The 12000-nt window shown below is 56.3% G+C and carries 10 protein-coding genes and 3 pseudogenes; 8 read left to right on the forward strand and 5 right to left on the reverse strand.

Annotation, left to right across the window (positions count from 1 at the left end):
• Positions 1-117: 117 nt before the first annotated feature.
• Both DES49_RS03195 and DES49_RS03200 read right to left on the reverse strand, forming a co-directional pair.
• A pseudogene (locus tag DES49_RS03195) lies at positions 118-258 on the reverse strand (nucleotidyl transferase AbiEii/AbiGii toxin family protein); the annotation flags it as partial.
• A complete protein-coding gene (locus DES49_RS03200) occupies positions 255-875 on the reverse strand; it encodes a type IV toxin-antitoxin system AbiEi family antitoxin domain-containing protein (RefSeq protein WP_341776773.1) in 621 nt (206 codons plus the stop codon). The pseudogene DES49_RS03195 and the gene DES49_RS03200, both read right to left, overlap by 4 nt.
• Positions 876-1045: 170 nt before the next feature.
• On the opposite strand from DES49_RS03200, the gene DES49_RS03205 reads away from it, so the two are divergent.
• Positions 1046-1801, forward strand: coding sequence for a competence/damage-inducible protein A (locus tag DES49_RS03205; protein WP_133734917.1), 756 nt, complete (start codon positions 1046-1048; stop codon positions 1799-1801).
• Between the two features lie 25 nt (positions 1802-1826).
• Here the strand turns inward: DES49_RS03205 and DES49_RS03210 are convergent, their stop codons facing one another.
• The 3 genes from DES49_RS03210 to DES49_RS03220 all read right to left on the reverse strand — a co-directional run bounded on the left by DES49_RS03210 (position 1827) and on the right by DES49_RS03220 (position 4189).
• Complete coding sequence (locus DES49_RS03210) at positions 1827-2174, reverse strand: DUF6482 family protein (RefSeq protein ID WP_133734918.1); 348 nt, start codon at positions 2172-2174, stop codon at positions 1827-1829.
• A 106-nt stretch (positions 2175-2280) separates the two neighbouring features.
• The gene (locus DES49_RS03215) at positions 2281-3582 is read right to left on the reverse strand and encodes a protein NO VEIN domain-containing protein (RefSeq protein ID WP_133734919.1); all 1302 of its coding nucleotides are present in this window, start codon (positions 3580-3582) and stop codon (positions 2281-2283) included.
• Positions 3569-4189: a class I SAM-dependent methyltransferase gene (locus DES49_RS03220; protein ID WP_133734920.1), complete on the reverse strand. Its 621-nt coding sequence runs from the start codon at positions 4187-4189 to the stop codon at positions 3569-3571. The genes DES49_RS03215 and DES49_RS03220 overlap by 14 nt, the downstream gene beginning before the upstream one ends.
• A gap of 72 nt (positions 4190-4261) precedes the next feature.
• On the opposite strand from DES49_RS03220, the pseudogene DES49_RS03225 reads away from it, so the two are divergent.
• From DES49_RS03225 to DES49_RS03250, 7 genes and pseudogenes are all read left to right on the forward strand, one after another.
• Positions 4262-4573 (forward strand): annotated as a pseudogene (locus tag DES49_RS03225) (IS1182 family transposase); the annotation flags it as partial.
• Between the two features lie 680 nt (positions 4574-5253).
• Positions 5254-5478: pseudogene (locus DES49_RS15790) on the forward strand (DUF7669 domain-containing protein); the annotation flags it as partial.
• A gap of 9 nt (positions 5479-5487) precedes the next feature.
• On the forward strand, positions 5488-6057 hold the full coding sequence (locus DES49_RS03230) for a GIY-YIG nuclease family protein (RefSeq protein WP_133734921.1): 570 nt from the start codon (positions 5488-5490) through the stop codon (positions 6055-6057).
• A 222-nt stretch (positions 6058-6279) separates the two neighbouring features.
• Complete coding sequence (locus tag DES49_RS03235; RefSeq protein ID WP_133734922.1) at positions 6280-7536, forward strand: hypothetical protein; 1257 nt, start codon at positions 6280-6282, stop codon at positions 7534-7536.
• Positions 7533-8111, forward strand: coding sequence for a condensin complex protein MksE (locus tag DES49_RS03240; RefSeq protein ID WP_133734923.1), 579 nt, complete (start codon positions 7533-7535; stop codon positions 8109-8111). The genes DES49_RS03235 and DES49_RS03240 overlap by 4 nt, the downstream gene beginning before the upstream one ends.
• On the forward strand, positions 8108-10876 hold the full coding sequence (locus tag DES49_RS03245; protein WP_133734924.1) for a hypothetical protein: 2769 nt from the start codon (positions 8108-8110) through the stop codon (positions 10874-10876). Before DES49_RS03240 ends, DES49_RS03245 begins: the two co-directional genes overlap by 4 nt.
• Complete coding sequence (locus DES49_RS03250) at positions 10873-11784, forward strand: hypothetical protein (RefSeq protein ID WP_133734925.1); 912 nt, start codon at positions 10873-10875, stop codon at positions 11782-11784. The genes DES49_RS03245 and DES49_RS03250 overlap by 4 nt, the downstream gene beginning before the upstream one ends.
• The last annotated feature ends 216 nt before the right edge of the window (positions 11785-12000 follow it).

Here is a 12000-nt window from a genome sequence, read left to right on the forward strand (position 1 = left end):
GGCGAGGAGGTAAACCTTAGGGTCTGTCACGCTTCTTTCAGTCTCTCTAGAGTATGTAGAAGCAGTGGGCTTGCCATTGAGGAGCTCTCACGTGTCTAGAATATCCGGGGCTCGCTAGTGGTCGGATTGACTCAGGCGATAGAGGAACCGCTCCATGGCGTAGTACTGCAGCAGCTCCTGCAAAGGGCGTTTTTCTTCGCGAGATCGGTTCAGCAATCGTTGTCTAATGGAAGCGGCAATGTCCTTTTTGCCGGTCATAAATGGGCCTCCAGATATGGGCGCATAACCTGTTCCACACGGCAAATGCGGGCATATTCCAGCAGTTTGGTGAGGTTGAACCTGTGGCGTTTGCGATAGAGCTGTAGCGCTTCCATCACCAGATCTGTTCCGAGCCGGTTTCGGAACTTAAAGCAGTCTGCGAGAGTCTTTTCCATGGAGTACACGCGAAGCCGCATACCGTCCACGGTGGTTTCTTCAATGCCAGCGGAGAAAGCCGGTTCTGAGAACCGGTATCCGGCTACGGGCGGGTAGTCGAGCCGGGGCAGCCGTGCCTCTCGCGGAACCGCCAGGTGGATCTCGTGAGGAATCTGGGTGGTCATCTCATGCCAGGCGAGGGCGGAGATGAGGCAAAGCACGCCCTGGGGGAACTGGGATGCCACCGCCACAAGATCCGGGTGAGTGATCGGTGGTAGCTCCACCAGCCGATAAAGGCCGCGGCTGATGGGCTCGATCACCCCCTCGTCCCGCATCTTGTAGAGTTGATAACGGCTAATCCCGAGGCGCAGCGCTTCACTCATGCGCAGTTGGCCGCCGTGAGCGCGAAAGATCGCTTCCGGTGAAGAGTGCTTGGAAGGTGAGGGTGCGCGATCAGACAAACTGTCACCATTTACTGATAAGTGGTGACAGTTTGTCTGGTCAAGCGTGGTGAATCAAGCGGTCTCGCCAGTGTTGCATTTTTGCATGGAGGGTGGGAACTTGATGCTCAGGTCCTCTACCGAGCGCTTCCCGGCCTGCTCAAGCACCTGCGTCCCGAACTGGAGCTGTCATGAGCAACATCAGTAACCCCGCCGGCTTTGGCGCTCTGATCATCGGCGATGAAATGCTCTCCGGAAAACGCAGTGACCGCCACATGGCCGAGCTGATCAAGTACCTGGAGGCGAGGGGCCTGGAGCTGGACTGGTCCTGCTACGTGGGCGACCAGCCCGAGCGCCTGACCCGAACCCTGGCAGGGACCATGGCGCAGAACGACGTGGTGTTCAGTTTCGGCGGCATTGGCGGAACCCCCGATGACCGCACCCGCCAGTGCGCCGCCGCGGCCGCCGGGCTTGAGATTGAAGAGCATCCGGCGGGCCTGGAACTCATCCGCAGCCAGTTTGGCGACGACCTCACCCCCGAGCGCCGCCGCATGATCCAGTTCCCGGCCGGCGCCTCACTCATCCCCAACCCCGTCAACCAGGTGCCCGGCTTCACCCTGGGCCACCACCACTTCGTTCCCGGCTTCCCGAACATGGCCTGGCCCATGGTCGAATGGGTGCTGGACCATCACTACGGCCACCTGAACGCCATCGGTGAACGCAAAGAGCGCACCATCACCGTCCATGGCCTGCGCGAGAGTCATGCGATTCCCATGATGGAAGCGCTCATGGCCGATTACCCGGAGGTTCGCCTGTCCTGCCTGCCGCGCTGGTGCCCGCCGGACTATGAGCTTGAGTTCGGCGTACGCGGCCCGAATGACCAGGTGGACGAGGTGCTCAGCCAGCTCAAGGCCCAGCTGGACAAGGCCGGGCACCGCTGGGAATAGGGAATAGCCAGGCCCAGCCTCGGTATCAGGTAAAGCCGATCCGCGTGCCGTTGGCCATCATTTCCGCCTGGGTTGGCGCCTGGCCTTCAACACCAATCATCTCGTCACCGCACTGGTCACTCCAGGTCAGTACGCCGTGCTTCAGGCCAATGCTGGCAAGCAGTTCGCGCAGCTTACCCGTGCCGTGAAACGTGAGTGTCCGGCCCTGATCGTCACTGAGCTGCGTTGTGTTGTTTTCACTATCGTGGATGCGCACGGTGTAGATGCCATCCATGGACTGTACTTCGACCAGGGGCGACAGGCCCTGGTGGATCGCATGGGAGAGCTGCTTCAGGGTGGCGTGATCGCTGAGGTGGTAGGCTTGGATTGACATGGCGGTGCCTCTCTTCTGGGGTGCCTTCGTTAAGAGTATGACTAGCTCTGTTGTCTGGCAATTACTGATTACAGCAACAGCTGGATCAGTGGGAGGCGAGGCAGTTCTATCCGAAGCTTACGCGGTACTGTTGGGGCAACAACGCAGCGTATTGTTCAATGGCGCCGGGGAGGACAAACAGCTTTGGCTGGTCACCAAACTGGTACACGCGGTAGAGGCGATACTCGTCCGAGTAATCATTGGAAAAGGCCCGTTCGTTTTCACTGATGTAGAAGGGCTGGTACTTTCCGGATTGGGTTGTTTTGACCTCGAGAAAGAGAGGATGCTCGCTGATGGGATCAAACGAAAGGATGTCGTAGCCAAGGCCGTCGCCGTTATCCCTGCTGGCCCAACTGATTTCCCGTGCGAGATCCTGTCGCCCAGCCTGGGTTAGGCGGTATTGCTCGAAGTCGATAACGAAGGATTCACCACGCTCACCGAGCTTACGGTTGCGTTGCTCTCTCTCTGAAAAGTTGAGATTTCGAGCGAGGTATTGCCGCTGGGGTTCCCTGACCTGCGGCAGTTGCTCCGGAAGATCCGGGTCAAGAACTTTCTCCCAATTGATGACGCCCGGAGTGCTCGGAGTTGTCTCCGCAGGGGTGGAAAGATCAGTCAGGTCTCCAGGCCGAGCAGCAATGTGGGCAAGAACGGCTCGCTTGAGTTGGGCCTGATAATTTGATGCAGGCTTGTAGCCCGGAATGTAGGGGAGTCCGAGTTCGACGAGGATTGCGCTGATGTTCTGGTGCTTGTACTCAATGGAACTATCACTGCGACCGTTCAGACGCTGCTTTAGCGCCTCTCGATGTTTTTTCTTGCTGTATTGCTCCCCGGCGAGCTGCTTATGAAGCATGTCCAGATAGTCAGCCACAGTAAACTCGCACTCCAGCCAATCCCAGCCATTGCCCTGGCGCAGTATCTTTGCACGGGCTTGATCATCCAGGTTGGTGAGCAGTGCTTCTCTGAGTAGCTCGCGGACATACTGGTTCTGCAAAAGCTCAAAGAGTTCGTCATCAAGATATGCGTAGAGGATGTGCTCCTCGATAGCGCCCGGGCCACCTACCGTGCTGAGCTGGCCATATTGCTCTGATTTCCCGGGCCTAACCTGATGGTGCCAGAATCCCTCACTTCGTAAGTGGAAAAAGGGCAGGTGTGGGTTAGGGCGATCATTGGATGTTCCCAGTTCCTTGAGGCGCTCGATAAATCGGGTCTTGAGCTGTTCAGAAAACGGGATGTGGTTACTGGCTATGTCGCCGGATGCAATCAGGTCGATGACCACCGTCAGCATCGCGACTTTGTGAGGACTCTTATGGCCCCCAGCGCTGTTAGCTCGGAGTTGGGAGAACCTGCGTTCGTAATCAAGCAGGCTCATGGCGTGCTCCCGTCTTAACGGTCGTGAATACCAGGGTCTCCCATGACACAGCATCGCGACCCAGCTGGTCACTTTGGGGGGAATCATCGACAGCCATTGGCGTCAGCCCCTCATCATTGGCTAGCGTTTCGAGCTCGCTTCGACTGGTTTCATAGAAGGTTCTCTCATCATCCCCAGGCCCATGACGCAACGTAATTACGATGATGCCCCCTGGCTCAATGAGTTCAGACAATGTATTCAGAGCCTCCCCTTGTTGGTTGGGAGGCAGGTGCATCCAAACGGCAGAAACAAGAATGAGCCGGAAGCGATGACCACAAGCTTTGACCTCTTCGAGTTCGGGGAGCCTGTCATTGAGCCACTGAAGCGGGAGTTCCGCAGTTGATCTTTCGGCAAGCTCCCTAAGCGCCTCTGCAGGCTCCACAGCAAGAACTGACCAACCGCGCTTTGCTAGCGCTCCTGCATCCCGGCCACTGCCTGCTCCTATGTCCAGTGCGTATCCGGGATCTTCCGGCAAGTAGTGGAGCCAAGCGTCATGCACCTCTTCAAATGCCAGCTGTTGGTATTGATCGAAGAACGCTTTTGCTCTTTGGGAGTAGGGATCGGGCATCGGCCGACTCGGTTCTGCTTTACTGCCAGGTTAGCAGAACGATGTTTGCATGGTTAATGGGTTTTGACCTGCTCCCTGGCGGCGTTTGTGAGTAACCACGCCGATGAGATCAAAGCGCTGTTCGAGCAGGTCCTTCTGGTGTGTCAGGAGCAAGGTCTTCTGGGCAACGAACTGTGGCAAGCCATCGACGGCTGCAAGATGGGGGCTGATGCGGCCAAGGAATGGTTCGGCACCTTTAATGAACTGGGCGCTAAGCGCGACAAGTTGCGCCGACTGATCCGTTACCGACTCCAGGAGCATCGCCAGCGCGATGAGGTCACGACAGAGCCCGAACTGGACCAGGAGATCCGGGAGGCCAATACCATCCTGTCGCTGGACGAGGCCAAGAATAAGAACGTGCAGGGCCTGTGGCAGCTATGCTGCCTGGTGCATAACGTTCAGAAGGTGGCCAACTACACGAGCGGTCGGTCGCATGAGGAGACAAGGCCAAAAGGCACCGGCAGAGGGCGGTCAAAACAGAACCTGAAATGGTCTTGCGGGTGAAATATAATCGGATCTGGTAACCGGAAGGTATTCGGACAGTAGATGAATTGGTGAAACCAACACACGAAGAGGCTGTGGTGTAAGGCCCGGAAGCGGGTTTTCTACAGTTTGATTGCGAGGAGGCAGTATGCCACGAGTGACAAAGTCAATGGTCAATCGCGTCATTGATACGATTTCCGCGATCTCAAAATCGCCTGAAGTGATCTATTACAACATTGGAATTACTGACAACCCCAGACGTCGACGAGTTCCGTATGCTTCTTTGCCTCCGCATTATAAACACTTTGTTGTACTTGAGGTGGGACTGACCGCTAGAGAAGCACTGGCATTGGAGAAGAGAGTTTTTGAGGGGCTGCAGAACGATGCAAGACGATCGTCATGGCAAAAGTACGCCCCAGTAAGAAGGGATGCCCCTTACAGACCTAGCCTCGGTGGAAAGTCCAGGGAAAATGGAGCGGCTTACTTTTTCTACATGTCATGGCGAAGCGAGTAGCGTCACTAATAATAAAGTATGCAGCAAGATGACTGATGTAATCTGGAAGCGCGTGTATCAGTGCGCGCAAGAACTGACGAGCAAGGGAGTGACACCTTTTACAAGGGGTGATCTGATTCGTTGCGTGCAGCGCGATGATCCCGACTGCAGTCCAGACTCAATAAATCCCATCATTCAGGGAATGACAGACAACCTCCGGGGCGGAGCGCCTGGAGCGGTTGGTAAGAATCTACTGCACAGTCTCAGCAGAGGACATTTCGTTTTGAACGAGGCTGTTCCCCGCTCTCCAGAAAAGCCCCAAGCGAAGATTCCGGCTCGCCCAACGGCTCGTGAGGTGGAGGGCGAGAAGAGGCAGTCGGCTGGACTTGGCCATGAGATTCTTGAAATAGGTGGGTACGATTTTAAGTATATCTGCGAGATTGAGCCGGAGCGCAACGATGATGGGACTGTCAGGATGTTGGCTCCGCAGGATCGTTATGAAAATACCGGATACCTTACCTTGAATAGGTACGGAGCGGGGCCCTTCTGTAAGTTTAAAATCCCATGGAATATATCCAAATGTGGGGTCTATGCCCTCGTGGTGGATGAACAGATCCACTACGTTGGGGAAACCGAAAATCTGAGCAACCGGTTTAACATGGGCTATGGGAACATCTCTCCGAGAAACTGCTTTGCAGGTGGGCAAGAGACAAACTGCAGAATAAATAGCCTCATCTTCGATAAGCTCAGTGAAGGCTGCAGAGTCACTCTTTGGTTCCATACGACAGACGAATACAAGAAAGTGGAGTCCGCTCTTAGAGAGATAGGGGCATTCGGTTGGAATCGGGTATAAGAAGGCGCCCGTTACCTTACGGTACCACTGATGGTTTAGGCATAAACCATAGACGCGATACTTTGCATTGCTTCCTAGTGAAAATCGATCGCTAAGACCGACACCTTTACCCTATCAGTGGTGAGAGAGTATCCGACTGCTTTAGCAACAAAAAAAGCAGGGTCTACACTAAAGTGGGCAAGTGACCTGCTTGCTGTCACCACAACCAAATGGAGATTGATTTTGGCAGCCCCTCGCGCCCTGGTCGCCAACCTCCACAAATACTGGGATGTAATCGAATCGCTGACCCGGGCTACCCGCGAGACGCAGACGTTTACGCACGAACAGGTTCTTGCGGTGATTGAACGTCATCATCCGGCTTTGAGTCCTGCCGAACGGGATGCGGTACTGCGCACACTCTGCCAATCCAACCTGCTTGAGACACCGGCACGCACTGAAGTTTTTGAGCTCAATTCGCTGGTTCTGGATTTCGTGCGGGGATTGACCCGTGAGCATGAGCTCGGCCTGTCTGCTGTTCTGAAAGCGCGCGTCGAGGCGATTAAATCAGCCACGGAAGAGCTTTCAGAAGGTATTGCGGCAGGTGATCCTGAAGCCATGCGCACCGGTTCGGGGAAGCTGGGCGAGCTCTTTAACCGGATCGCTCAGCAGCTGGAGCAGGACCGCCACGCGATCATGGAGATCGGTGAGCAGGCCAAGGCAGCGGATACGTCGATTCCGATTGCCCGGCGCTACCGCACGGTGCTGAATGCCTATGACCAGTACGTCGAACCCATGAATGAGATGATGGATACGGGCCCTGAGGGCACCTTCTATCCCTATCTGGAGGGTGCTGAGCAGGCACTGGATCAGGCGTACGAGCAGCTCAATGTGGTAGGCGCTCTCTACACCCACCGGCTTCAGCTTCGCCAGGTCGGTTACAGAGCAAAGGAACTGCGGCGCATGGGCCGCGTTGTTGCCCAGAAATGTGCGGAGACGCTTCTCCCTTTGCGCGAGGAGGCCCGTCAGCACAACAATCTATCCGCCGCCGTCAGCAGCCTGCTTGGCCAGGTCCGCAAGAAAGGGCTCCGGCGTGCCTTGCCCCGTCAGGTCTCTGGGTCCGAGCTGCCTGTTTGGCGAGTCCAGCGTCAGCAACGCGTCTCCGTGGGCGACGAGGTCAAAATCATCATGGCCCAGGCACGGGACTTTGAGGCCGTTCTGAAATCCTTCCCAGAGGAACTGAGTGAGGGCTCGACCGCCATCGATTCCTGGGTTGATGAGCCGGCGCTGAGAGAGAGGCTGCAAGCCGCATTGCCTGTCTCTGATCTGATGCGCTGGCTGCATGAACATTACCCAAAGTTGCCAGATGCTGTTGTGCTGCGCCTGTACCATGACCTCATCAAGGATGAACTCTGGGAAGTTTTTCAAAAGGATGAAGCTCGCGCTACCGAACTAACCGAGGTTCGGGTTCACTATCACCCCCATGGACTGCAACCGTTATGACGCACTGGATTGACCTTGAGCAGCTCCCGAGACTTGATGAGATGTGGCGTTTTTTCAGCGCGGGCAAGCATCTCAACCGGGTCGCCGATCCGGGACTCTGGGCGGAGCTGGAGGAGCAGCAGGCGGCTTACCAGTCGCTGTTTCAGTCACTGGGCTATGATCTCCGCATTGACGCCCGCGGTTTTGCCTGGTTCCACACCCAGGACAGCTCCAGCGCGGTCAACCGGCTGACGCGCCAACTGGCATTGCTGTTTATGGTGATCTTCGATTATCAGGCGGATGTCGGGCAGCCGCTGGTCCGCTTTGAGGAGTGGCTCATCGACAACCGCCTACTTGATGCGGTTTACGAGCAACAGCAGGAGCTTCTTTTGGCAGAGGAAATGGATCGCGCCTTCCTGAGTCAGCTTATGGAACGAGCCGCCAATTATGGGTTTGCGCTCTCCGAGGAGGGCGGCTGGCGGTTACTGCCAGCGGTTCATCGTTACCTGGCCCATTTCGAGGAATTGGCGGCGCAGGTGGAAAGCAGTGAGGATTGGCTTGCCGAGGCTGACGACAGCGAGGGAGACGAAGTATGAGTGTCCAGTACGGCTTCCAGCGTCTGGTGCTCTTGGGGAGTGCGGGGTATCAGCGCGCCGAATTGCCGTTGGATGATTCTGTCTCCCTGGTTGCTCCAAATAACGCCGGCAAAACAAGCCTGATCAACGCGCTTCAGTTCCTGTTGATCATTGATCGGCGGCGCATGGATTTTGGGGCGCATGAATGGGACAAGACCCGGCGTTTTTATTTCCCGGACAACAGCGCCTATATCCTTCTGGAAGTCAGTCTCCCGGAGTCCGGCACGATGGTGTTGGGCTGTGTCGGCAAGGGGCTGGGGCATGAGTACGAGTACTTTGTCTATGCCGGATCGCTCAACGTGGATGACTTTCGCCTGGCGGATGGCACTCTGGTGACTCAGCCCCAGCTAAAGAGCCACCTGGGAGAGCAGGGCCGGTTGGTCCACGCCTACAATGCTTCGGAGTTCGCCGACCTGTTGTACGGCGGGCGGCGCAGCGGCGGGGGAAGCGCCCCGGACTTCCGCGTGTTCCGGCTTGAGAATGCCCGTGATGCGGGCGTTTACCAGAAAGTACTCACTCGCACGCTGCGGCTTGATAAGCTCACCTCCATCGAGGTGAAAGACTACCTGTTGCGCATCTTTCACCGGAGCCTGCCGGATGCCAGCATTAATTTCAAAGATGAGTGGGAGAAGGCCTTTGATGGCGTGAATAAGGATCGGGCCCAGTATAAGGCGGCTAAGGACCAAGTGACCGAGATCGATCATCTAGAGCGGCAACACGAAGAGCGCCTGACCCTGCGCGGTAAAGTCGTCGCCTGGAAGCCACTCATTGATGAAACGCTAAAACACTGGCAGACCCATTACGAACAACAGCAGGAAGTCCTGACGAACCGCCGCAGTGAGCTGCAAACTGAGCAGACCCGGCTCTCCTCACGTCATCAACAGTTGAGTGAGCAGAGAGTGGATCACAAGCGTCAACTGGAAGAACTCACGCAACAGGCTGAACGCCAGTCCAAACTGGAAAATCATTTCGCGCTGGTACGTGAACGTGGCGAGCTGGAGCAGCGCTACGAGGAAAGCCGCAAAGCCTACGAGAAACAGGTTACGCTGGTGAACAACGCCAGTGACCGAAAGCCTGACGCCATTGAACGGGAACTCGCTGATAATAGGCGCCAGCAGCAGGAGGCTCAGCGCCAACTCGAAAACCGCCATGACAATCTCTACCAGTCTCTGGCGGAGTCGCTGTCCAGCGAGTATCTGGCGCGCTTGAATCGGGGACTGAATAACCAGGTCATGACTCTGCCCAGCGATCAGTTTCAGCTGAATGTGCCTGCGCTGAAGGCGTGGCTGTCCGAGGGCGGGGAAGACAGGCTGGCGCTCCCGGGCCTGTCACTCAGTCTGCATGACCTTGAGGTGCAGTTCAGCCAGCGCAGCGAGGCTGAGTTACGTGATCGATTAAGTGAGCTGGAGCAGCAGGCCGGCAAGCTGAGTGATCAGCTTGAAGCGGCTCGCGAGATGGAGGCAGCGCGCCAGCGCCGGGACTCCCATGAGAAAGCGCTCAAGGAGGTGGAGAAGGACCTCGAAGCCTATGATGAAATGGTGGCATTACAGCAGGGGGCGGCCGAGCGAGATACAACGCTGAAGAGCCTGCAGGAACAGAAGCAGGCCATCGAAGAGGAGCTGAATCGCTTCAGTGAGCGTTTCAATGAATTGAACAGACAGATCAATCAGGCGGATCAGGATCTGGGCGAGCTGACCAACCAGCATGAACGGATCAATCGCCTCCGTGGGCAACGGTTGGACCATCGCGAGCCCTTTCTGTCGCTGGCGCAAATGCCCCATCATGCCTGGATGGCAGACACGGAAGTCTCTGTGGACGAATTGGCCGTGACGCTGGAGGAGTACCAACGGGACTGCGGCCAGGTCCTGGAACTCGACCGGGCGATTCACCAGCAATTATCGGCCCTGCATGAGGGAGGCCTCACCAAGTATCAATACAGTGGCTCGGAAGAAGAAGAGGTAACCCGCATCATCGAGTTCCGGCATCAGTTGGAACGTGAGGCAGAAGCGCTGGAGCGCAAGGCCCGCAGTGCGGTCGTCACGGTGACCAGCAGCCTACGCCAACTGCGGGATGGGCTACTTAATTTCGAAAAGGGCATGGCGGAATTCAAACGATTGATTGGCCGTCGCAAGCTTTCCGATCTCGAAACCTTCCGCATATCGCCCCAGCGTCAGGAGCACCTAGTTGGTGCCATCAACACCCTTGTTGATAAAGCAGAGACGGTTTCAAGTGGCGAGTCCTTCGAGATCTTCAGTCAGGGAAGTGTGTTGGATGACGACCAACTCGACCGTGCCCGGCGGACCCTGATCGAGGAGGGCGATGCCCGATCGGGGTTACGGGTTGGCGATCTGTTTCAGCTGCAGTTTGTGGTCGCAAAAAAGGGCGCTCCCCCTGAGTCTTTCGATGACATTGATAGTGCTGCCTCCAACGGCACCGTGCTCATGGCCAAGCTTGTGACGGGCCTGGCCATGCTCTATCTGATGCAGGACAGGCGCCACAGCGTTCGCGCCGTATGTTACCTGGATGAGGCGCTGGCCCTGGATGCCGATAACCAGAGGAGTCTTATTGAGGCAGCGTCTGAGTTTGGGTTTTCACTGATCTTCGCATCGCCCGCCCCGCTCACCACTGCCCGCTATTGTGTGCCCATTCAGGAGCACAATGGCCTGAACCACATCAGCCGCAAGAGCTGGCAGATTTTGGAGTCGCTGGAGGAAACGCCGTCATGAATCAGGCTCTGGCCGCAGCGCTGGCCAAGCTGGCAGAGAACGAGGAAAAAGCGCGTTCCAGTTCAGCTTTTACGCAGGCGCAGCGTCGCGCTCTGGATGAATTCATACAACAAACCGGATGTATTCGCGTCTATCGAAAGGGGCGGGGTTGGGGGTATGAGGTCTGTAACCAAACCCTTTTCAACCGTCATCTCCAGGAGCTTCGGCCAGATCGTGATTCGGATCTGGCGTCAGATTTGAACGATCGAGCGCGTAATATCGCCACCCGAAGGTCCAGCAAGGCGGGCCAGCATCAACACGACCTTTATTATCTGTTGTTGAAGGCAAGTGGTTCTGGGGTTCAGTGGTTCAATGATGAAGGGGTAACTCTGGAGCTGTCCGAGTCGACCGACGCATACGGACTGGGTGCCCTCCAGGTGGCGCCGAGTGATACGTGGCGAACGGACCAGCCGCTTTGGCTGATTGAGAATCAGGCACTGTTTGATTCATTGGATTGGGTGGAGCCTGCTTTAGGAGGCTCCGTCGCTTATTACGCAGGGAATCTCACGAACAACCTTCTGCGTTGGCTTGAGAGCCGCCAGCGGGCTTCTCAGGTTATCCTGTTTCCAGACTACGACGGGACAGGGTTGGAGAATTACGCACGCTTGAAAACCGCTATTGGCGACCAGGCGTCATTCTGGTTAATGCCTGGCTGGAAGGCGCTTCTCGCACGCTATGGGAACCGAACAATCTGGCAGGACAACTTGGTGACATTTGAAACGGCGAGGCAGCGCCTGAAGTGGCTTGCACCCGAAGATCGCGTTCATGAACTTATTGAGGAACTCGCGTTCTGGGGGATGATGCTGGAACAGGAAGCTATCGGGCTTATATCTGGAGAATTTACCTCTGGACCGACGACCCAAGGGTAGCTTATATCGGCTGCTGTAGTGTACCGATCGATTAAGGCTTCGGCTCGGAAAAGCAGGTGTGCACTGGATGTTATTATTTAGGCGACTACTGTGTTCATTTTAGTCCGTAACGAATTCAGTACACCTCCCAAGTCAGCCTCCGTGGGTGTCCATTTAACTTGGTTGTCTTGAGGGTTGAAAAATGTCGTTTCAGAGGAGGCTCCAAAGGAGATCCTC

Source organism: Halospina denitrificans (genome assembly GCF_004364635.1).
GTDB lineage: Bacteria > Pseudomonadota > Gammaproteobacteria > Pseudomonadales > Oleiphilaceae > Halospina > Halospina denitrificans.

Excerpts from the sequence above, each read along its gene's own strand:
- DES49_RS03245 (WP_133734924.1), top strand. The coding sequence starts at position 8,108 with ATGAGTGTCCAGTACGGCTTCCAGCGTCTGGTGCTCTTGGGGAGTGCG.
- DES49_RS03205 (WP_133734917.1), top strand. The coding sequence starts at position 1,046 with ATGAGCAACATCAGTAACCCCGCCGGCTTTGGCGCTCTGATCATCGGC.
- DES49_RS03210 (WP_133734918.1), bottom strand. The coding sequence starts at position 2,174 with ATGTCAATCCAAGCCTACCACCTCAGCGATCACGCCACCCTGAAGCAG.
- DES49_RS03240 (WP_133734923.1), top strand. The coding sequence starts at position 7,533 with ATGACGCACTGGATTGACCTTGAGCAGCTCCCGAGACTTGATGAGATG.
- DES49_RS03250 (WP_133734925.1), top strand. The coding sequence starts at position 10,873 with ATGAATCAGGCTCTGGCCGCAGCGCTGGCCAAGCTGGCAGAGAACGAG.
- DES49_RS03220 (WP_133734920.1), bottom strand. The coding sequence starts at position 4,189 with ATGCCCGATCCCTACTCCCAAAGAGCAAAAGCGTTCTTCGATCAATAC.
- DES49_RS03215 (WP_133734919.1), bottom strand. The coding sequence starts at position 3,582 with ATGAGCCTGCTTGATTACGAACGCAGGTTCTCCCAACTCCGAGCTAAC.